Genomic DNA, 20508 nt, shown 5'->3' on the forward strand with positions numbered 1-20508 from the left:
CCGTGCGTTCCAGGGGGCGTTCATCGCTGCCGGGACCATTCGCCGTCCAGCGCCCGCGCGATGCGGTTGGCGGCCAGCCCGGTGGCCGCGATCGCCAGACCGGGCAACGCGGTGAGCCACCAGGCGTTGGCCATGTAGTTGCGGCCGTCGGCGATCAGAGTGCCCCATTCCGGCGCGGGTGGCGGCGCTCCGTAGCCGAGGAAACTCAGCGAGGAGACGGCCAGGACCGCGGCACCGAAGTCGAGCGTCGCCAGCACGATCACCGGGCCGACCGCGTTGGGCAGTACGTGCCGGCCCAGCACCGTGTACCAGCGGGCGCCGCACGACCGCGACGCCTCGACGAAGACCGCCTGCCGGACACGGAGCACCTCGGCCCGGGTCACCCGTGCGAACCCGGCGACACTCGCGATCCCGACGGCGACGGCGACCTTCACCGTCCCGTAGCCCAGCGCCGTGACCAGCGCGAGGGAGAGGAACAGTGAGGGGATCGAGAGCAGGACGTCCACGACGCGCATCAGCACGTCCTCGACCCAGCCGCCCACGAACCCGGCGACCAGGCCGATCAGCCCGCCGACGACGAACGCGACGGCCACCGCGAGCAGCGTCGCCTTCAAGGACAGCTGGGCGCCGTGCACGACCCGGGAGAACACGTCGCGCCCCAGTTCGTCGGTGCCGAACCAGTGCGCGCCGTCAGGGGCGCGGAAGTTCTCCGACGGCACCCCGTGCAGCGGGTCCCGTGAGGTGAACAGTTCGGGCCAGAAGGCGGCGAGCACGATCAGCACCACCACCAGGGCCGACGCCAGCAGCCCGGGCCGGCGCAGCAGGAAGCGCAGGAGCCGCCGACGTCCGGCGCCGGACCTGGGACCCTCCGGGCCCGGTTCGGTACCCGCTCCCGGACTCGGATCGACCGCTCGGGCGAGGCCGGTGGCCGCCCCCGAGGCCACGTCCTCGGCAAGGGTCTGACTCATGCCGGACTCACCTTCCTCCTCGAATGGACCACGATCCGCGGGTCCAGCACGGGATAAACGAGGTCGACGATCAGGTTGGCGGACACGAAGATCAGCGCCCCGAACACCACGACCCCCTGGACCAGCGGGATGTCCTGGGCCGCGACCGCGGCGGCGGTCACCCGCCCCAGGCCGTCCCGGGAGAACACCGTCTCGACCACCACCGAACCGGCGATCAGCTGTCCGGCCAGCAGTCCCACGACCGTCAGCGCGGGCAGCGACGCGTTGCGCAGCGCGTGTCGCAGATGAATCCGTACTCTGCCCGCGCCTTTGGCCCGCGCGGTCTCCACGTAGGCCTGGTCCAGCGCCGTGAGGAGGCTCTTCGCCAGCACCTGCGCGACCAGGGCGCCGGTCGGGATGGCCAGCGTCACCGCGGGCAGCACGAGACCGCGCAGCCCGTCGTTGCCGAACGCCGGGAAGAGCCTCGCCCGGAACGAGAAGACCTCGACCAGCAGCAGCCCCACCCAGAACGTCGGGACCGACACACCCAGCGGAGGCAGCGACAACAGGAGCTGCCGCAGCCATCGTCGAGTGGTGTACGTCGCGAGCAGGGCGACGCCGCCCCCGAGCACCACGGCCAGCAGCAGGGCCGCGCCGGTCAGCTGCAGGGTCTGCGGGAGCGCGTCGGCGAGGGAGGAGGTGACCGGGCGGCCCGTGGACACGGAGTCCCCGAAGTCCCCGCGCACCGCGCGGCCGAGCGCCTCGGCGTACTGGACCAGCACGGGCTTGTCGAAGCCGTACTGGTGGCGGAGCGCGGCGAGTTGCGCCGGATCGACCTGCCCCGAGTCGGCTCCGGCACCGGCCATCGCCGAGACCGGGTCGCCGGGCAGGTAGTCCAGCACCAGGAACGACACCGTGTAGGCCGCCCACAGCACACCGACGGCCTGAGCGATGCGTTTGATCACATAGCGACGCATGCCGGCCGCTAGCCGATCCACGTGTCGTGCAGCTGGATGCGACTGGAGGCGTCGAAGTCCAGGTTGTGCACCTTCTTCGCCACACCCAGCTGGGTCTCCAGCTCCACCACGGGGATGACGTACGCCTTCTGCACGAGCAACTCCTGTGCCTTCTTGACCAGTTGGCCGCGCTTGCCCGGATCAGCCGTCGCCGCCTGCTGGTTCAGCGCGGCGTCCAGCGGACTCGCGGGCAGGTGGTAGAAGTTGGCCAGCTCGGTGGAGTACGAGCTGCGCAGGATGTCCGGGTCGGCCCGTGTGACGTTGCCCCACACCGCGTCGAAGTCGCCCGACTGGAGCGTCGGGGCGAACTGGGTGATCTGGAGCTGCTTGAGCACGACGTCCACGCCGACCGCCTTCAGCTGCTGCTGGATCAGCTCCAGCGCGGGCTGGTTGGTGGCCGCGTTGGCGAACCACTTGACGGTCAGGCGCAGCTTCTTTCCGCCCTTCGACCGGACGCCGTCACCGCCGGTCTTCCACCCGGCGGCGTCCAGCAGGGACCTGGCCTTCGCCGCGTCGAAGGACAGGTCCGACCCGAGGTCCGCGTAGTTCGGTGTTGTGTGGGCCAGCACGCTGGTGGCCGGCTCGGTGCCCGTCGGGAAGACGGCGTCGACGATCTGCTGCCGGTCGACGGCGAGCCGCAGGGCCTGCCGCACCTTCGCGTCCTTGAGCAGGGGGCGGGCGTTGTTCAGGCCGAGGTTGAACACGACGCCGGGGTTGGCTCGGCGTTGCAGGTTCACCGCACCGCCCTTGAGCGCGGTCTCGTCGGCCTTGCCCACGCTGCCGACCGCGTCGACCTGACCGGACTGCAGACTCCCGCTGCGCACGCCGGCCTCGGGCACGACCTTGAACACCAGCTTGTCGAGGTACGCCTCGCCCTTCTTGGCCCACAGCGAGGAACCCCAGGCGTACTTGGCGCGCTTGCTCAAGGTGACCGAGCGGTTCTGCACGTAGTTCGCCAGCGTGAACGGCCCGGAGCCGACCACTCCCTTGCTGCACTTCTCCTGCGGGCTCCGCTTCACGCTCGCCGACGACTCGATACCCAGCGAGTGGGTCGAAGTGGCCTGCAGGAACTGCGCGTTGGGCTGCTTGAACGTCACCCGGACGGTGCTGGAGTCGACCACGGTGGTGCTCTGCACCCCGCTCAGGTAACCCTGGGCGAGGGTGGCCAGGGCGCCGAGCTTCGGTACGGCGTCGAAGTTGTCCTTGACCACCTGGGCGGTCAGCGGCGAGCCGTCGCTGAACGTCACACCCGACCGCAGGTGGAAGGTGAACGTCTTCGTGTCCGAGCTGATGTCCCAGCTCTTCGCCAGCCAGGGCACGATCTTGCCGGTCCTGGGGTCCTGGTCGGTCAGGGAGTCCACGACCTGGCGCAGCGAGTAGATGCTGTCGTTGCTGCCCACCTGCTGCGGGTCCACGCAGCCGGCGTCGGATCCCACCGCGAAGGTCAGCGTGCCACCGGACCTGGCCCGGGCGTCGGTGTCGGTCGAACCGGTGCCGTCGCTCGACGAGCAGCCGCTCAGCAGGATGCCGCTCGTCACGACAGCGGCGGCTGCTGTCCATCGGGCGGATCGGGTGTCCGGATGGGATGTCACGGAAGGGGTTCTCCTACTCCAGAGTCGCCGCGCCTGTCCGGAGCGGACATGGCGAAGCGGGACGGCGCAGCCGTGGACGGGCGGCACCGTTCGGACGAGAAAGTCGGAACAGACACTCAGGCGCGGGTCCCGGACGAAGGGCCGGGCCCGAGCCGGGCAGGAAGGGGTGCGTCGGCGATGGCGTGCGACGCGCGCACGCCGACCTCATGACGCCGGGAGGACCGGGAGCTGTTGTTCGCCGCCGTACGAACGGACCGACGGAGGGCGTCGGTCGGCAGGGCGTGTGGTCAGCCGCTACACAGACAGCTGGCGGAGCGCTCCAGGTCGATGTGGCGGCGGCGCGAGAAGCCGGAGAACATCGCCGCGGCCGCGATCGAGGCGCTCAGGTCGCTGCTGCTGTTCCGCACGACGGGCCTCCCATCTCGTCCCCCTGCCGGGGGTTCGCGCTTGCGGGGTCGGGCGACCCCGCCGGGCTTTCACCTGGAGCACCCCACCGCGGAGGAGGGTTGCCGGTCAGCGAGCCAGGGCTTGACGCTGACACTCAATGCCGGTCGCGATCGTACGAATCGATGCTCCGATCCGTCAATGACGAGATCGCGTGGAAGGGCGTCGGACCAGGAGCCACAGCACGTCGAGTCGCGGGAATTCATGTGTCTGCAACAACTGGCCCTGATCGCGCGGACCTTGGTGCGGTCCTCAAGGGGTGCCGGACACCGGCCGTCGTGATCGACCGTGATGGCGGAGCCTGCTGTGCCGCCCCCGACCGACGTGCCCCTCAGGATCAGTCGGTCGTGCGGCCCGTCTGAGCGGCCAGGCGCGTGCGCAGCCGGGTGAGACGGTCGATCTCGGCGTCGAGCGCGGCCAGTCGGCGGTGCACGACGCCGGCGCCGGGACCGTCCGTGCCGCCGGAACACCGTCTGCGCGGGTCGTCCATGAGCAGGGGGATGCGGTCGGCCAGGCCGCACAGGTCCTCCACCGTCAGGCCGAGGGCGAGCAGGTCCCGGATCACCCTCACCCGGGCGACGTCGCCGGGACCGTACTCGCGCTGCCCGGCCGCGGTGCGCCGCGGTGGTGGCAGCAATCCGCGCTCCTCGTAGAACCTCAGCGCGCGTGCTGTCGTACCGGCCGCCGCCGCCGCATCCCCGATCCGCATCCGCTCCCCGCCTTCACCCGGTGCCGCGTCGATGATCTTCGAGGACGCGGGAGTCCACGGCACCGCTGAGCCGACCGCTACGTAAGGTCCACGACGACGGTGCCGGTGTGCCGCCCCTCGAACAGTTCCTGCAACGCCCAGGGTGCGCGGTCAATGCCCGCGATCCGGACGTGAGGGAAGACGATCTCACCGGAGCGCAGCCAGTCCCCGAAGCGTTTGTTCCACTCCTCGGCCGCTTCACCGAGGTCCGAGCTGCTGAATCCGCGCAGCGTGATCCCCAGCGTGATGACACGGAACGTGTCGATCTCCGCGGGCGAGGTGGTGCCGTCGCGGTCGTGTTCGGCCGACAGCTGCCCGGAGAGCGCGCCCACCAACGCGAACCGCGCCCCCCGCCGTGCCGCGCCGACGGCCGCGGTCAACTGTTCGCCGCCGACGGTGTCGAGGAGCACGTCGATGCCGTCGGGCGCCGCGGCGGCGAGCTGTTCGGCGAGCGGTGCCGTGCCGGGGACCACCACCGCGTCGTAGCCGAGTTCGGCCTTGAGGCGTTCGGCCTTGCGCGGCGAACGGGTACTGCCCACGACCCGCTCCGCGCCGAGGAGTCGGGCCACCTGGCCCGCGAGACTCCCGACGGCTCCCGCGGCTCCGGTGACGAGGACGGTGTCGCCGGGGCGCACGCCGGCGAGCCGGGTGAGCGCGGCGTACGCGGCGGCCCCGGACGACAGGAACGCGACGGGGTCGGGCAGCACGTCACTCAGCGGCACGCAGTCGTCGTCGCTCAGAAGGGCGTGCTCGCGCCAGCCGTGCAGGTGAGAGACCAGGTCGCCGGGGCGCAGTGCGCTGCCGGGGCCCGCGGTGACGACCTCTCCGACGGCGGGTCCGAACAGGGCGTCGCCGACATGGACGGGCGGCAACGGGACCCCCTCGACCTCGCCCCCGATGAGCGTACGCAGCCCTGGAAAGACGAGGAAGTGCCGGTTGCGGACGAGGACTTGGCCCGCCCGTGGTGTGGGCAGCGCTGTCTCGACGACGGCGAAGTGTTCCGGCCCCGGCAACCCCACGGGCGCGCCGACCAGATGGATCTCGCGGGTGGTGGGCGGCGGTTGAACGGCCATGGGGCGACTCCGGGTTCGGACGAAGGAGAGAGGCGAAGCGGTGCGTCTTCGGGCGGACCGTCGACCCACCGGCCGAGGCACGCTAAACCCTGACGTGCGGGTCAAGGGCAAGCCCGAAGGCGCGGGTCCCTGGCCGAGGTGCGCGCGTTACGCGGCGTGGCAGCCGGGTACCCGCGCGCACGGACGGCCGGACCGCTCGCTCGGGAACGGGCCGTCGGCGGGGGCGGGGGCGCGGGGTCGTCCGCCCGTTCCTGTGGCAGGACGTCCGTCCGCGGTGTTGCGTGGAACGCGGGTACGGCGGTTTCCCGCCCCGCCCGAACGTCGACGGAAGGGTTGTCCGATGGCCGACTCCAGCACCCACACCGTGCGGGTCGGTCGCCGCACGCTCGACCTGCACCGGCCGGACAAGGTGCTCTTCCCGGCGAGCGGGAGCGGCAAGGAGTACACGAAGCGGGACCTTGTCGCGTACTACCGCGCTGTCGCCCCCTTCATGCTGCCCCACCTGCGGGGCCGCCCGTTGATGCTGGAGCGGTACCCGGACGGGATCGCCGGCCCCCGCTTCATGCAGAAGAACACCCCGGACCACTACCCGGACTGGATCGAGCGGGTCGAGGTCCACAAGGAGGGCGGTACGGTCCTGCACCCCGTCTGCCGGGACACCGCGACGCTCGTCTACCTCGCCGACCAGGCATGCCTCACCCTGCACCGATGGCTGTCGAAGGTGGGCGACGTCGAACGGCCCGACCGGCTCGTCATCGACCTCGACCCGGCTACGGGCGACGACTTCACCTCCGTACGCGAAGCGGCCCGGTCGGTGCACGAACTCCTCGACGCGCTGAGCCTCCCCTCGGCGCCGATGACCACGGGATCGCGCGGCCTGCACGTCGTCGTGCCGCTCGACGGGCGCCAGGACTTCGACGAGGTGCGCGCGTTCGCCAAGGACATCGCCGAGACCCTCGCGAAGGCGCACCCCGACCGGCTCACCACCGCCGCCCGCAAGAAGGACCGCGGCGACCGGCTCTATCTCGACGTACAGCGCAACGCGTACGCGCAGACCGTCGTGGTGCCCTTCACCGTCCGCCCGAAGCCCGGAGCGCCGGTCGCCGTTCCGATCTCCTGGGGCCAACTCGACGATCCGGACCTGGACGCCCGCCGCTGGACCGTTGCCGACGCCGTCGAGCAGGCACGGACCAGACCCTGGGACGGATTGCTGGACCGCGGCCGGAGCCTCGTCCCCGCCGGGCGCCGCCTCGCGGCACTGCGTGGTTGAGGTCCCCGACGGGATCGGTGGGCGGACGGCTTCATCCGGACGGCTCCGTCGCCCCGGAAGGAGACCTCGAACCGGGAACGCCCGCGCTTCACCCGATCGGCGCAGCGAAGGCGCGGACGCGGACGGCCCCGTCCCGTGCGGAGAGCAGCGCGGGGGCGTGCCGCCGGTGTCGTCGGGGCGCGGGCAGGGACAGGTCGCGGCGTCGCCCGTACGACTCGCGATGTCAGTGGCGGCTGGGATGGTGGGGGGCATGGACAAGGACGACGAACAGCTGCTGCGCGGCCGGGTCTACGGCGCGGACCACGACGACCCCCATCAGGGCCCGCAGCGCGGCCGGGACTATGCCGAACTGGTGGGTGGACCGCTGGACGGTCTGCTGCTCGACATCACCGGCCGCACGCCGGAGGAGATATCCGGCGGTGTGGCGCTGGAGACGGAGCTGGGCCAGTTCGGCCCCGGAGCGCGCGCCTTGTACGACCCGCGTCCCGGGGACCCGATGTTCTTCGACTGGGCGGGGGACGCCCCCTGAGGCGTGACCGGCGGACCGGCCGCGCCGGGCGTCCGGCTCAGAGGTGCCAGGCGACGCTGTTGTCGGCCGCCGTGACGACGGCGAGCACGACCAGGTCGGCGACCCCGAGCAGGATCCCCAGGTAGGCCCGGTGGCGATGCAGCGTGCCACGGTGCAGGGCGACGAGGCCGAGGACGACGGCGGTCGGCCCGAGGACGATGTTGAAGACCAGCAGCCCGACGAGGCCGAGGATGAAGGACGCCACGGCGAGGCTGTACGGGTCGCGCCGGGACGGCGTCCGCGTCGCCTCCTGGGTGGACCGGCTCATCGTGCCTCCCCGCCCCGGTAGGAGGTCGTCTTCTGCGACGTGCCGATCCGGTGCTTGCGCAGCCCGTAGAAGAGCAGCCAGCAGCCGATGGCCACGGCGGCCACCAGTGTGACCGGTAGCGGCAGATGGGCGGCGGCACCCACCACAACACCGAGGAGAAGCAGCGCGGCGACGAGGAAGAGCATGTGTCTCCTTCTGGATTCGCGGGGCATCACGGACGAGTGATCGCCGGAGCCCCGGGTGCCCGGGGCTCCGACGGGGAAACGCCTGCCCCGCCTGTCGGCCGAGGAGTGACTTGAACCGACGGCCCCCGCCCACTGGATCGTCACGCTTCGTAATGGCCATACCGAATCGGTTTTATAGGTCGTAAAAGATGTAAGTTGGACACCAGTGCTTCGGACAGGAGGCACGTCCGTGGGAGCGGTCGGCTCCACAGTGCGGGTGTGTCCCGAGAGTGCTGCGAGATGGGCTCCCATGGTGGTCTGTCCCCGTCCGTCAGCAACCTCTGAGGGAGCTGTCAGCACATGCACACCGCAAGCACTGTGAAGCGTCGTCCGCATGACGACGCCCCCGACACCGACGCCGCGTTCGAGCGGCTCGCCCGGCTTCCGGACGGAATCGAGCGGCATGCCCTGCGGGACCAGGTGGTCCAGGCCTGGATGCCCATGGCGGAGCGCATCGCCGGTCGGTACCGCGGGCGGGGCGAGGCGCTGGAGGACCTGACCCAGGTGGCCGCGCTGGGCCTGGTGAAAGCGGTCGACCGGTACAACCCGGACCGGGGCAACGCGTTCGAGAGCTACGCGGTTCCGACGATCGCCGGTGAGATCAAGCGCCACTTCCGCGACCACATGTGGGTGCTGCACGTGCCACGACGGGTGCAGGAGGCGCGCAACCGGGTCCGTACGGCCATCAAGGACCTGGCCGCGGAATCCGGCCGACAGCCCTCCGTGGCCGACATAGCCACTTACGCGCGGCTGAGCGAGGAGCAGGTCCGTAGCGGCCTGGAGGCTCTGGACAGTTTCGCGACGCTGTCCCTGGACGCGGAACTGACCGACAGCGACGACGGATACTCGCTGGCGGACGCGCTGGGGGAGACCGACGCCGGTTACGACCTGGTCGTCGACCGCGAAGCCGTGAAACCGGCCCTGCGCAGGCTCCCCGAACGCGAGCAGACCATCCTCTACCTGCGGTTCTTCCGCGGTATGACGCAGAGCGGCATAGCGGAGGAGCTCGGCGTCTCGCAGATGCACGTCTCACGCCTGATCAGCAACAGCTGTGCCTCGCTGCGCGACCAGGTCATGTCGGACGCCGCCTGAGTCCGCTCCGTGAAGGTGGCCGGCCGCCCGCCAGTGGTGCCGATCGGGCGGCCGGTGGCGGGCTCACTGCCGAACCCTCCCGGGAGCGGTTGGCCAGCAACCCACCTCACTGCGGTCTACCGGGCTGAGCCCCGTCCAAACCAGTCCTGGCGATCAGGATGTGTCCCGGCGCGCCAGATGTCCGGTCCTGCACGGTGTGAACACCGGGTCCGCACGGAGTGGGCACGGGAGGGTTCCCTCAGCTCAGACCGGCCAGCACCCGGTCCGGGGTGAGCGGCAGTTCGCGGTACCGGGTTCCGGTGGCGTGGTGGACGGCGTTGCCGATGGCCGCCGCGGTACCGACGATCCCGATCTCCCCGATGCCCTTGCTGCCCATCGGATTGAGGTGCGGGTCCTCCTCGTCGATCCAGTGTGCCTCGATCGCTGGCACGTCCGCGTGGGCGGGGACGTGATACGCGGCCAGGTCCGACTCGACGAAGTCGCCGAACGCCGGGTCCATGGTGCTGCCTTCCGTCAGCGCCATGCCGAGCCCCATGGTCATGCCGCCGATGAACTGGGAGCGGGCGGTACGGGCGTTCAGGATGCGTCCGGCCGCGTACACACCGAGCAGCCTGCGCACCCGGACCTCGCCGGTGACCGTGTCGACGGCGACGTCGGCGAAGTGGGCGCCGAAGGCATGGCGCGAGTAGGCGCTCTCCGCGTCCGCGCTTCCCGCTGTGTCGGCGCTCGCCGAGAGACCCTCGTCGGGCACCTGTCCCGACCGTTCCGCCAGGGACGCGCGCAGTCGGGTGCAGGCCTCGTGGACGGCCCAGCCCCAGGACGCGGTGCCCGAGGAGCCGCCGGCCAGCGGGGCCGACGGCAGGTCGCTGCTGCCGATCTCGGTGGTGACCCGGGCCGGCGGGACGCCGAGCGCGTCGGCCGCGATCTGCGCGAGCACGGTCCGGGCCCCGGTACCGATGTCGGTCGCGTTGACACGGACCGAGAAGGTTCCGTCGGGCAGTGCTCGCGCGACGGCGGTGGAGGGCGACACGAGCACCGGATAGGTGGCGGCGGCCACGCCTGAGCCCAGCAGCAGGGCACCTTCGGAACGGGAGCCGGGCCGAGGATCGCGCCGTGACCAGCCGAAGCGCTCGGCGCCGTCCCGCAGACACTCGACGAGATGCCGGCTGCTGAAGGGATTGCCGCTGTCGGGTTCGGTGTCCGGCTCGTTCACGATCCGCAGTTCGACAGGGTCCATGCCGAGGGCCACCGCGAGTTCGTCCATGGCCGATTCCAGGGCGAACATGCCCGGCGCCTCTCCGGGGGCGCGCATCCAGGACGGGCTCGGAACGTCCAGCGGCACGACGCGATGCGTGGTGCGGCTGTTGGGCGAGGCGTACATGATGCGCGCCGGCACGGCCGCCTGTTCCACGAACTCCTTGATGCGCGAGGTGTGGGTGGTGACCTCGTGGGTGAGCGAGGTGAGCGTGCCGTCCTCGGTGGCGCCGAGGCGCAGGCGGTGCAGGGTGGGGGCGCGGTGGCCGACCAGGGCGGGCATCATGCGGCGGGGCAGGGAGACGGTGACAGGCCGTCCGGTCCGCTGCGCGGCCATCACGGCGAGCACGACGTGCGGGCGTGCCGTGCCCTTGGACCCGAAGCCGCCGCCGACGTGCTCGGCCATGACGGTGATCCGCTCCTCGGGGAGCCCGAACAGTCCCGCCAGCGTGGCGCGTACGGCCGTTGAGCCCTGGCTGGAGTCGTGCACGACGAGGCGGTCGTCGTCCCAACGCGCGGTGGCCGCGTGGGGTTCCATGGGGTGGTTGTGCAGCGGCGACACCCGGTAGGCCGCGTCGACACGGACGGCGGCGGACGCGAACGCGCCCTCGGGATCGCCCTGTTCGCGCTGCCCCGGATAGCCGCCGTTCGCCTCCTCGGGGAAGTACCCCTTGGGGTGGCCGTCGGTGAGCGTGACGTCGTGGTCGCGCGTCGCGTACTCGACCCGCACCGCCGCGGCGCCGGCCCGGGCGGCCTCGATCGTCTCCGCGACGACCAGGGCGACCGGCCAGCCGCGGTGCGGTACGTCGGAGTTCTGCAGGACGGCGAGGGTGGGGTCGTCCGCCTCGGCGAGCCGGGGCGCGTCCTCGGGAGTGAGGACGGCGAGTACGCCGGGAACGGCCAGGGCCGGCGACGTGTCGATCGCGCGGACCGAGCCGCTCGCGACGGTGGCGGGCACCGGGCGGCCGAACGCGCGGCCGGCGACGGTGTGCTCGGCCGCGTAACGGGCCCGGCCCCTCACCTTGTCGGGACCCTCCCGGCGCTCGGCTGCCGTGCCGAGCACGGTCTCGGTGTGGGCCATGGACGTCCTCCTTGTGATGCCGGGCCGGGAATGCTCCGGAAGCCGGTTCAGGCGATGGCGGGCGCGGCGAGCCGGGTCAGGACGTCCACGGCGAGGTTGCGGGCCAGACGCACCTTGTGGGCGTTGTCGCGCAGGGGCTGGGCCGCTTCGAGTTCGAGGTCCACGGCCCGCCCGAAGGCGGCCTCCGTGGCGGCGGCGCCGAGCAGCGCCTCCTCGGCGCGTCGGGCACGCCAGGGGCGGTGGGCCAGGGCACCGAAGGCGAATGCGGCCTCCTGGACGATGCCGTCCTCCACCCGGAGCACGGCGGCGACGGACGCGAGAGCGAAGGCGTACGACGCCCGGTCGCGGGCCTTGCGGTACAGGGACGGCACCCCGGCCCTGCCGCCGGGGAGCACCACGCCGGTGATGAGTTCGCCGGGCCGGATCTCGGTGTCCCGCTCCGGGTGGTCGCCGGGCAGCCGGTGGAATTCGGCGGCCGGGAGCGTGCGGGCACCATCGGCTCCGAAGAGCTCGACGCGCGCGTCGAGGGCGGCCAGCGCGACGGCCATGTCCGAGGGGTGCGTGGCGATGCATTCGGGGGAGTGGCCGAGCACCGCGTGCTCGCGGTGGACGCCCTCCCGGGCCCCGCAGCCGCTGCCGGGTTCGCGCTTGTTGCACGGCTTGCTCGTGTCCTGGAAGTACGAACAGCGGGTGCGCTGGAGGAGGTTGCCCCCGGTGGTGGCGATGTTGCGCAGTTGCCCGGAGGCGCCTGCCAGGATCGCCTGCGAAAGCACCGGGTAGCGGTCGCGGACCAGGGGATGAGCCGCGAGATCGCTGTTGCGGACGGTGGCCCCGACGCGGAGCGCGCCGTCGGCGGTCTCCTCCACCGTGTCGAGCCGCAGTCTGCTGATGTCGACGAGGGCGGTGGGGCGCTCCACGCCCAGCTTCATCAGGTCCACGAGGTTGGTGCCGCCGCCGAGGTAGCGCGCGCCCGGACGTGCGGTGTACTCCGCGACGGCCTCCTCGACACTGCCCGCACGTACGTATCCGAGAGGATTCACCGGGTCACGTCCTCGATGGCTTCGACGATGTGCGGATAGGCACCGCACCGGCAGAGGTTGCCGCTCATCCGCTCGCGGATCTCGTCCCGGCTCATGGGGACCGAACGGCCGGAGGGCGAGGCCGGGTCCGTGACGTGCGAGGGATGCCCCTTCTCCGCCTCGCCGAGCGCGCCCACGGCACTGCAGATCTGGCCCGGGGTGCAGTATCCGCACTGCAGGGCGTCGCGGTCGACGAAGGCGCGCTGAAGCGGATGCAGGTCCTCGGAGTCCCCGGACAGCCCCTCGACGGTCGTGATCCGGCATCCGTCCAGGGCCACCGCGGGCAGCAGACAGCTGTTGGCCCGCCGGTCGTCGACCAGGACCGTACAGGCCCCGCACTGGCCGTGATCGCAGCCCTTCTTCGCGCCGACGAGACCGAGACGCTCGCGGAGGACGTCCAGGAGAACCGAACGGTGGTCGACGGTGAGGGCGTGCGGTGCGCCGTTCACCCGCAGGGTGATTTCCGATTCATGACGGTCGGGGGGAAGGGACGAGCCGCGTGCCGAGCCGGAATTCATGTCAGGCCTCGCCTCTGTGAGGGACGTTCGGACGACGGCCCGTGCCGTTCACCCGGTCGGTACTGCGACCAGGCTGGCACAAACCACACTTTCCGGCTTTTGGCGTACGGCCGAACAGGCTGCGCCGCTCAGAAACCGACCCGGACGGCGGCGGCCCGTGCTTCCGAGGCGGCACAGAGGTGCCTCATGACTCCGCGGCCTCGTCCGCGACCTGGCGCAGCGTGCGTCCGGAGCGTGCCGAGCGGGCGCGGTGCGGATCGGGTGTCCCGTGCCCGGTCCCGGCGTGGTCGTCCTTCGCCTTCACCAGCAGCCAGGCCTCCTCGTCCCCGCCGTCCTCGCCACTGCGGAACCGGGTCAGGGCGTACTCGCCGCGCAGCTTCGAACCGTTGAGCCAGAAGGTGGCGTGCCCGTGGTCGAGGGACTCGTCGAACGGTACGGGCGTTCCGCGGCGGTCGTGGCTTCGCGGCTGGTAGGTGCCGTGATCCCAGACGATGACCGTTCCGCCGCCGTACTCGCCCCGGGCGATCACGCCCTCGAAGTCCTCGTACTCCAGCGGATGGTCCTCGGTGGGCACGGCGAGCCGCTTGTCCCTCGGATCCGTGGAAGGCCCCTTCGGGACGGCCCAGGACTTCAGCACGTCCCCGACCTGGAGGCGGAAGTCGAAATGCATGCGGCGGGCGTCGTGGATCTGCACGACGAAGTGCGGCTCCTCGTCCCCGCCCTCTCCGCCGCCCCGGGGCTCCCCGGTCCGAGTGAAGTCGCGTTTGCCGCGATAGCGCCCCAAGGCGTCCTGGTCAGCCATCCCTCGCTCCTTTCCCGGCGGACGGACTCCACGGTCCGAAGGCACCCACGCTGTCCCCTACGGAGTACCCCACGGCCTGCCCATGAGCCGGTGTGGAACCGGGTGGGGGAGTCGCCGTGACCCGTTCGCGGAACGCGCCCCACGGTGTGCGGCTCGCCTTCGGCGGCGAACGCGGCGTTTGCGGGTGGGACGACGGGGCACCCGGAAGTTCGTGCTTCGGACTGGAGGCGCAAGCCGAGCGGGGATCCCCCTGGCTGGCTGCGACCTCGTCGTGGGCCGGACAACTCCTCGCGCGGTGACCCAGACCTTCCGTTCGGGTCGTGTCCGGAGTACGTCCCGGGCGCGTCCTGAGACTCCCGTTCAGGAGCGAATCCGCGTGCCTGCTCATCTGACCACAGCCCGTCCGGACACCCACGACGCCTCCGCCTCGCCCTCCTCGCCGGCGCGGCGTACCCATGATGATTCCCCCGAGGCCACCGCGCTCTTCGAGCGGCTGGTGGAACTGGACGACGGCCCCGAGCGGGACGCCCTCCGCGACGAGGTCGTGGCCCTCTGGCTGCCCATGGCCCATCGGATCGCCGGTCGCTTCCGCGATCGCGGCGAGGCCATGGAGGACCTGCGCCAGGTCGCGGCGCTCGGGCTGGTCAAGGCGGTGGACCGGTTCGACCCGGTCCGGGGCGCCTTCGAGAGCTACGCGGTGCCCACCATCACCGGCGAGGTGAAGCGGCACTTCCGGGACCGGATGTGGGCCCTACGCGTACCGCGCCGGGTGCAGGAACTGCGCAACCGGGTCCGTGTGGCGCGCCGCGACCTTCTGGAGCGCCCCGGTACCCGCGAACCCACCCCCGCGGACCTCGCCGCCCACACGGGACTCACCGAGGAGGAGGTCGCCGCCGGCCTCGAAGCACTGGAGAGCTTCAGCACGCTCTCGCTGGACGCCGAACTCGCCGCCGGCGACGACGGCTACAGCCTCGGCGACACGCTGGGCGAGTCCGACTCCTCGTACGACATCGTCGTGGACCGCGAGGCCGCCAAGAACGAACTGCGCAGGCTGCCGGAGCGGGAGCGGGCCATCCTGTACATGCGCTTCTTCGAGGACATGACGCAGAGTGGGATAGCCGACCGCCTCGGCATCTCGCAGATGCACGTGTCGCGGCTCATCAGCCGCAGCTGCGCCCAGGTGCGCAACGAGGCCCTGGGGCAGTTCTCCCACGGCCGTTCCACCTCATGACACCGTCGTCCGCATGCAAGGAGTCGCACCGATGCTGATGCCCCTCCCCACCACCCTGCACCGGCTTGTCGAGGAGTACGAAACGCTCCTGGCCGAGGAGACGCTCGCCGGGGTCACGGTGCCCGGAGCCCGGCTGCGGGATCTCGCCTACACGCTCTGCGTGTCCACGGGGACCCGCGAGATCGCCGACGCGCTCACTCGGGCGCACGCCTACCTGGCGACGGCGGACGCCCCGCCGGTCCACGTCCGCCGCACGGTGACGGCCGGGGCGGCGGATCCCGCCCTGCGGGCGGCGGCCCTTCCGCGGGAGACCGAGCGCACACCCCTGTGAGCGCGTTCGACGGTTCACCGGGACCGAGCGGTGGTCCGCCGGGTCGTAGGGGAAGGGCATATGGGCCCGATCGGGCGTCGACAGGTGAGGATCGCGCCGATCGGGACACCATGGATCCATGAACGAACACGACACAGGCGCCACCCCGGTGCACCAGCGCCCCAGTGGCGTCTCCGATGCCACGGTGGAGGCACTCGGGGCGCTGTCGAAGGCGCTGGAGACGACCGAACGGGCCCGCGGGCACCTGTACGAGTTCCATCAGCTGACGGGCGGCGCCGACTTCGAACTGGACCGTGTGGTGAGGCTGCTCCGTGAGGCGGGCCACGCCGCGTGGGCCGACCGTGTCGAGCGGGAGATCGTGGGACGCAACGTCATCCCCGGCCACTGGACGTTCCAGATCGTCGAGGCGTACAACGCCACGTACTACGAACCGTTCAAGGACGTAGAGGCCGAGATCCGCGGGGAGCTGGCGGCCGGGGTGGATCACCTGTTCGAGGCCGAGCTGAAGGAGAAGCGCCGGACCGGCGGCCACCCCGATCACGCCGCCTCGTAAGGAAAGCGTCGGGCCGGGTCCTGTTTGGCGTGGCCGGTGAGGGCTACGCGACCTCTGTGCACCGCGTCAGCGACGCCACTTGTTTCCCCGAGGGAGGTGCGCCGTGCCGCATCAGGCGACGAGCGCGAAGGCCGACACCGGGACCGCCGGCAAGGCCAGGACCACCGGCAAGCCCCGGACCGACGGCACGGACCGGACCGAGCGGAGGTCCCGCAAGCGGGCGACCGGTCCGACGGACCGAGCCCTGGTGGCCGCCCTGCTCGAACGGCAGCGGCGCACCTACGCGGCGCAGGCGGGCATCCGGCTGCGCGACACCCCGGCGCCCCTCTACCAGACCCTCGTCCTCGCCCTCCTGCTCAGCGCGCGCATCCGGACCGACATCGCGGTGGCGGCGGCCAGGGCCTTGTTCGACGCCGGTCTGCGCGACGCGCGGTCCATGGCGAAGGCGTCCTGGCAGCAGCGCGTCGACGCCCTCGGGCAGGGCGGCTACCGGCGCTACGACGAGCGGACCTCGACGCAGCTCGGGGAGGGAGCCGAACTGCTGCTGGAGCGCTACGGAGGGGACCTGCGCCGACTGCGCGAGGAGACGGACCCGAACAAGGCCCTGCTGGACGTCCCCGGGATCGGTCCCACGGGAGCCGACATCTTCCTGCGTGCCGTGCAGGGCGTGTGGCCGGAGTTCGCGCCGTACATCGACGGCAAGGCCCAGGACGGGGCACGCAGGCTCGGGCTGCCCGTCTCGCCCCGAAGACTGAGCGGTCTCGTCACCGCAGACGAGTTGCCGCGGTTCGCCGACGGACTCGTGCACGCCGCCCTGGACAAGGCGGTGGCCGACGAGGTGCGCGCGGCGGCCGAGGCGGCCTGACAGAGCCCGCACCGGCGCCGGGAGGGCCCGAGGCGCTCTCCTTCGCCAGGGTCCCCGGCGTGTACGTTCGTCCGCATGCCGCCCGACTACTTCGCCGACGACCCGCGCTCGAACCTGGAGCGCATGCTCGCGGGCGACCTGTACATCGCCGACGACCCCGAGATCGCGAAGCGACAGCAACGCGCCATGCGCCTGGCCGCCCGCTATCAGGCCGCCTACCTGGAGGACACCGTCGGCTCCCGGCCGCTCCTGGCCGAACTGCTCGGCTCCGTCGGTGAGGACGTCGACCTGCGGCCACCGCTGTACGTCGACTACGGCAGCAACATCACCGTCGGGGCGCGCACCTTCGTCAACTACAACCTCACCGCGCTGGACGTAGCGGCGATCACCATCGGAGAGGACTGCCAGCTCGGGCCGAACGTCCAACTCCTCACCCCCACGCACCCCTTGGAGCCGGAGCCGCGCCGGGACAAGCTCGAAGCCGCCCGCCCCATCACCATCGGGAACAACGTGTGGCTCGGCGGCGGAGCCATCGTGTGCCCGGGCGTGACCATCGGCGACAACAGCGTCATCGGCGCCGGAGCGGTGGTCACCAGGGACATCCCTTCCGGCGTCGTGGCCGTCGGCAACCCGGCACGCCCGGTACGCGAGCTCTAGGGCCTGATGTGCGCGGGCCCGGAGGCGTTTCGGCGGTGCGGTCCCGGCGTCGGGTCCGCACCATCGCTGCCGGCCGGGTCGTCCCGCTAGGCTCGGGCGCCCACCCCTCTCCACGCACCCCGAGGTCCGATGCCCACTCGCAGGCTTGGCAAGTACCTGACATTAGCGAGCGCGATCCTCCTGCTGTTAGCCACCGCTCCCGGGGCGGTCGCCACGCCCATCGTTCCCGGGGCGGTCGCCGCCCCCGCTGCCTCCTCGGGCACGTCGGCGGCCTCGGCCGTCGAGGCGACGGCCGACACATGGCAGCCGCCGCTGTCCACGCGGGGGCGCTACGTCGTCGACGCCGACGGGAACCGCTTCCGTCTGAAGTCCGCCAACTGGGACGGCGCGCAAGGCTCCTGGACCGGAAGTGGCAGCATCGACGACCCGGCCAACCATCACGCGGGCCAGAACTCCCACGGCATCCCCCTCGGGCTGGACCGCGTCCCCCTGCCCCAGTTGCTGAGCGACTTTCACCAACTCGGGATCAACAGCATCCGGTTGCCGTTCTCCAACGAGATGATCCACGCGACCGCAGGCGTCCCCGCCGCCGCCGTCACGGCCAACCCGGAGCTGCGCGGAAAGACGCCTCTGCAGGTCTACGACGCCGTCGTCACCGCCCTCACCCGGAGCGGGTTCGCGGTCATCCTCAACAACCACACCAACACGTCGCGTTGGTGCTGCGGCATCGACGGCAACGAACGGTGGAACAGCGGCCAGTCCACCCAGCAGTGGGCCGACGACTGGGTCTTCATGGCCCGCCGCTACGCCGACGACCCACGCGTGGTGGGCGCCGACCTCTATAACGAGGTACGCCGTGACGTCCTGGACGACCCCAACTGGGGCCTCGGTGACGCCCACGACTGGTACGCGGCGGCACAGCTCGCCGCCGACCGCATCCTCACCGAGGCCGACCCCGACCTCCTCATCGTCATCGAAGGGATCAACTGGACCGGCCTGCCGGTCGACGGACTCCCGCACGGCCGGCCCACCCTCACCCCCGCCCACACGCTGTCCCACACCCTCGTCGCCGCGCACAAACTGGTGTACTCGGCCCACTTCTACGGATACACCGGTCCCCGGCACAGCGGCGCCACCGGGATCGGCGAGACCCACGACGCCCGCTACCAGGACCTCACCCGCGACCAGCTCGCCCAAGTGCTGCACGACCAGGCGTTCTTCGTCTCCGACGAAGCGAACCAGCACTTCAGCGCACCCGTGTGGATCAGCGAGTTCGGGATCGGCGCCGGCGAGACCGGAACCGCGGCCCGCGCATGGTCCGGCAACATCACCGACTACTTCGCGGACCACGACGCCGACTTCGCCTACTGGCCCCTCGTCGGCTGGGACGGACACGACGACTGGTCACTCCTGCGCTACGACACTGCGGGCGACCGCCACGGCGTCCTCGACCAGGCCGACTGGCGGGCAGCCGCGTGGAACAGGCTCATGAGCGCCCCGTCGCGTACCGGTTCCGTCGACCCGGTGCCCGAATGGGACATGCTCGCCACCGACCACGGCGACCAGGTGCAGTCCCTCCGAGTACGGGCGGGCGGCGACTGGGACGCCGGCGCGACCAAGGCCGTCTGTCCCGACGGAGAGCGGCTGATCGGACTCGGCCACAGCGGGGTGCGCACGCTGTGCACCGACGTGTCCACCGGCGACCTCCGCGCGGCTGGCGACACCCGGACCGTCGTCACCGACGAGCGCCATGTTCCCCCGGGCGGTGACTGGGCGTCCGGTTACACCAAACTGCAGTGTCCGGCGGGCGACTTCCTCGTCGGCCACAGCCGTCGTGGTGGCCGGACGTCGGCCGCGCTCTGCGTACCGGCGGCCCACGCGCCGGCGGGAGCCGGGCGAACGGTGTGGTTCGACCGTTCCGACAACCGGCCCGTCGGTGCCTCCGGCGGTGACTTCGCCTCCGGCGACTACAAGGGCCAGTGCGCGGACGACGAGTACGCGGCCGGAATCGCCTTCACCACGCGCCTGGGATCCCGCCCGGGCCCGGCCGCGCTGCTGTGCCGCACGCTGAACTGATCACCCGCCCGTCGACGGTCGGAACGACGGGGTGTGCGGTGCGGACTTCGCCTGCCGCACCGCACACCCCGAGTCGACTCCGCAGGGACGCGTCAGGCCCCTGACGCCCCCGCGATGTTGACCATCCAGTCGACACCGAACCGGTCCGTGCACATGCCGAACGTGTCGCCCCACATCTGCTTCTCCAGCGGGACCGCCACCGTGCCGCCCGCGGACAGCTTCTCCCAGTAGCCGCTCAGCTCGTCGGTGTCGTCGCCGCTCAGGCTCACCGCGAAGTTGTTGCCGGTGCGTCGCTCCATGCCGGGCGGGACGTCGGCGCCCATGAGGACGAAACCGTTCGGGGCCTCCAGCATGCCGTGCATGACCTTGTCGGCGTACCCGGGAGGCGCGTCGGAGCCGAAGGCGCCGAACTCGTGCACCGTCAGTTCGCCGCCGAAGACGTCCTGGTAGAAGGTCATGGCCTGCCTGGCATCACCGGAGAAGCTGATGTAGGGGTTGAGGCGAGAGCCCACAGCAAGATCCTTTCGTGACGGTTCGTCAGGACCGCACACTAGCCCCGGATCTCCCGCCCGACGGGCATCCGCGCCGAGCCCCGCCCTCATCAGGAAGTGCCGTCTCCCTCACGGCCTGCGGGCTGCCCGTCCGACGTCTGCCACGAACCCGCCGGTGACGGCTTGCCCCGCGAACCGCGACGGGTGGGCGGGCGTGTCCTCGCACGCCGTGTTCACGAGGACCCGAGGGATTGGGGCCGGCGAAGGGGGGGGCGAGCACGTGCCGCTGACCAGGGAGCCCCTTGCCGGCTCGCGGCGGCGGTGATCG

22 protein-coding genes and 1 riboswitch are annotated in these 20508 nt (G+C 71.5%); of the genes, 9 read left to right on the forward strand and 13 right to left on the reverse strand.

From position 1 onward, the window contains the following. Nucleotides 1-20 precede the first annotated feature (20 nt). The 6 genes from AB0C62_RS25500 to AB0C62_RS25525 form a co-directional block, all read right to left on the reverse strand. Nucleotides 21-968 carry an ABC transporter permease gene (locus AB0C62_RS25500; RefSeq protein ID WP_362976800.1) on the reverse strand — a complete coding sequence of 316 codons (948 nt, stop codon included), beginning with the start codon at nucleotides 966-968 and terminating at the stop codon, nucleotides 21-23. After that, a complete protein-coding gene (locus tag AB0C62_RS25505) occupies nucleotides 965-1924 on the reverse strand; it encodes an ABC transporter permease (RefSeq protein WP_362976802.1) in 960 nt (319 codons plus the stop codon). The genes AB0C62_RS25500 and AB0C62_RS25505 overlap by 4 nt, the downstream gene beginning before the upstream one ends. An 8-nt stretch (nucleotides 1925-1932) precedes the next feature. Beyond that, nucleotides 1933-3555 (reverse strand): ABC transporter substrate-binding protein, encoded by a 1623-nt coding sequence (locus AB0C62_RS25510; RefSeq protein ID WP_362976804.1) that lies wholly within the window; start codon nucleotides 3553-3555, stop codon nucleotides 1933-1935. A gap of 287 nt (nucleotides 3556-3842) precedes the next feature. After that, nucleotides 3843-3962 (reverse strand): putative leader peptide, encoded by a 120-nt coding sequence (locus tag AB0C62_RS25515; protein WP_362976806.1) that lies wholly within the window; start codon nucleotides 3960-3962, stop codon nucleotides 3843-3845. Between the two features lie 31 nt (nucleotides 3963-3993). Further along, a riboswitch (SAM riboswitch) is annotated at nucleotides 3994-4104 on the reverse strand. Nucleotides 4105-4336: 232 nt separating this feature from the next. After that, entirely contained in the window at nucleotides 4337-4708 is a 372-nt protein-coding gene (locus tag AB0C62_RS25520; protein ID WP_362976912.1) for a MerR family transcriptional regulator, read from the reverse strand. A 77-nt stretch (nucleotides 4709-4785) separates the two neighbouring features. Next, complete coding sequence (locus AB0C62_RS25525) at nucleotides 4786-5820, reverse strand: NADP-dependent oxidoreductase (RefSeq protein ID WP_362976808.1); 1035 nt, start codon at nucleotides 5818-5820, stop codon at nucleotides 4786-4788. A 340-nt stretch (nucleotides 5821-6160) separates the two neighbouring features. Here AB0C62_RS25525 and ligD point away from each other — a divergent pair, with 340 nt between their 5' ends. Both ligD and AB0C62_RS25535 read left to right on the forward strand, forming a co-directional pair. Further along, nucleotides 6161-7090, forward strand: coding sequence for a non-homologous end-joining DNA ligase (gene ligD / locus AB0C62_RS25530; RefSeq protein WP_362976810.1), 930 nt, complete (start codon nucleotides 6161-6163; stop codon nucleotides 7088-7090). 250 nt (nucleotides 7091-7340) lie between these two features. After that, nucleotides 7341-7619: a hypothetical protein gene (locus AB0C62_RS25535; RefSeq protein ID WP_362976812.1), complete on the forward strand. Its 279-nt coding sequence runs from the start codon at nucleotides 7341-7343 to the stop codon at nucleotides 7617-7619. A 37-nt stretch (nucleotides 7620-7656) separates the two neighbouring features. Here AB0C62_RS25535 and AB0C62_RS25540 read toward each other — a convergent pair whose 3' ends face one another. Both AB0C62_RS25540 and AB0C62_RS25545 read right to left on the reverse strand, forming a co-directional pair. Further along, a complete protein-coding gene (locus AB0C62_RS25540) occupies nucleotides 7657-7926 on the reverse strand; it encodes a DUF4190 domain-containing protein (RefSeq protein ID WP_362976814.1) in 270 nt (89 codons plus the stop codon). After that, entirely contained in the window at nucleotides 7923-8111 is a 189-nt protein-coding gene (locus AB0C62_RS25545) for a hypothetical protein (protein ID WP_358816011.1), read from the reverse strand. The genes AB0C62_RS25540 and AB0C62_RS25545 overlap by 4 nt, the downstream gene beginning before the upstream one ends. A gap of 339 nt (nucleotides 8112-8450) precedes the next feature. Between AB0C62_RS25545 and AB0C62_RS25550 the strand changes: the two genes are divergently transcribed. Continuing rightward, nucleotides 8451-9242 carry a SigB/SigF/SigG family RNA polymerase sigma factor gene (locus AB0C62_RS25550; RefSeq protein ID WP_362976816.1) on the forward strand — a complete coding sequence of 264 codons (792 nt, stop codon included), beginning with the start codon at nucleotides 8451-8453 and terminating at the stop codon, nucleotides 9240-9242. Nucleotides 9243-9480: 238 nt separating this feature from the next. Here the strand turns inward: AB0C62_RS25550 and AB0C62_RS25555 are convergent, their stop codons facing one another. From AB0C62_RS25555 to AB0C62_RS25570, 4 genes are all read right to left on the reverse strand, one after another. Then, a complete protein-coding gene (locus AB0C62_RS25555; protein ID WP_362976818.1) occupies nucleotides 9481-11577 on the reverse strand; it encodes a xanthine dehydrogenase family protein molybdopterin-binding subunit in 2097 nt (698 codons plus the stop codon). A gap of 47 nt (nucleotides 11578-11624) precedes the next feature. Further along, nucleotides 11625-12617 (reverse strand): xanthine dehydrogenase family protein subunit M, encoded by a 993-nt coding sequence (locus tag AB0C62_RS25560; RefSeq protein ID WP_362976820.1) that lies wholly within the window; start codon nucleotides 12615-12617, stop codon nucleotides 11625-11627. Next, nucleotides 12614-13174, reverse strand: a complete 561-nt coding sequence (locus tag AB0C62_RS25565) for a 2Fe-2S iron-sulfur cluster-binding protein (RefSeq protein WP_362976822.1) — start codon at nucleotides 13172-13174, stop codon at nucleotides 12614-12616. Before AB0C62_RS25565 ends, AB0C62_RS25560 begins: the two co-directional genes overlap by 4 nt. A 184-nt stretch (nucleotides 13175-13358) precedes the next feature. Further along, nucleotides 13359-13976, reverse strand: a complete 618-nt coding sequence (locus AB0C62_RS25570; RefSeq protein WP_362976824.1) for a DNA polymerase ligase N-terminal domain-containing protein — start codon at nucleotides 13974-13976, stop codon at nucleotides 13359-13361. A 376-nt stretch (nucleotides 13977-14352) separates the two neighbouring features. On the opposite strand from AB0C62_RS25570, the gene AB0C62_RS25575 reads away from it, so the two are divergent. The 6 genes from AB0C62_RS25575 (at nucleotide 14353) to AB0C62_RS25600 (ending at nucleotide 19689) form a co-directional block, all read left to right on the forward strand. After that, nucleotides 14353-15207: a SigB/SigF/SigG family RNA polymerase sigma factor gene (locus AB0C62_RS25575; protein WP_362976826.1), complete on the forward strand. Its 855-nt coding sequence runs from the start codon at nucleotides 14353-14355 to the stop codon at nucleotides 15205-15207. A 31-nt stretch (nucleotides 15208-15238) separates the two neighbouring features. After that, the gene (locus tag AB0C62_RS25580; RefSeq protein ID WP_362976828.1) at nucleotides 15239-15538 is read left to right on the forward strand and encodes a DUF5133 domain-containing protein; all 300 of its coding nucleotides are present in this window, start codon (nucleotides 15239-15241) and stop codon (nucleotides 15536-15538) included. Between the two features lie 118 nt (nucleotides 15539-15656). Continuing rightward, nucleotides 15657-16091: a hypothetical protein gene (locus AB0C62_RS25585; RefSeq protein WP_362976830.1), complete on the forward strand. Its 435-nt coding sequence runs from the start codon at nucleotides 15657-15659 to the stop codon at nucleotides 16089-16091. Nucleotides 16092-16335: 244 nt separating this feature from the next. Then, on the forward strand, nucleotides 16336-16956 hold the full coding sequence (locus tag AB0C62_RS25590) for an endonuclease (RefSeq protein WP_362976914.1): 621 nt from the start codon (nucleotides 16336-16338) through the stop codon (nucleotides 16954-16956). A gap of 75 nt (nucleotides 16957-17031) precedes the next feature. Beyond that, nucleotides 17032-17613, forward strand: a complete 582-nt coding sequence (locus tag AB0C62_RS25595) for a sugar O-acetyltransferase (protein WP_362976832.1) — start codon at nucleotides 17032-17034, stop codon at nucleotides 17611-17613. Nucleotides 17614-17742: 129 nt separating this feature from the next. Continuing rightward, entirely contained in the window at nucleotides 17743-19689 is a 1947-nt protein-coding gene (locus AB0C62_RS25600; protein ID WP_362976834.1) for a cellulase family glycosylhydrolase, read from the forward strand. A 92-nt stretch (nucleotides 19690-19781) separates the two neighbouring features. Here AB0C62_RS25600 and AB0C62_RS25605 read toward each other — a convergent pair whose 3' ends face one another. Beyond that, nucleotides 19782-20201 carry a VOC family protein gene (locus AB0C62_RS25605; protein WP_362976836.1) on the reverse strand — a complete coding sequence of 140 codons (420 nt, stop codon included), beginning with the start codon at nucleotides 20199-20201 and terminating at the stop codon, nucleotides 19782-19784. Nucleotides 20202-20508: the final 307 nt, after the last annotated feature.

The organism is Streptomyces sp. NPDC048643 (assembly GCF_040650615.1).
Lineage (GTDB): Bacteria > Actinomycetota > Actinomycetes > Streptomycetales > Streptomycetaceae > Streptomyces.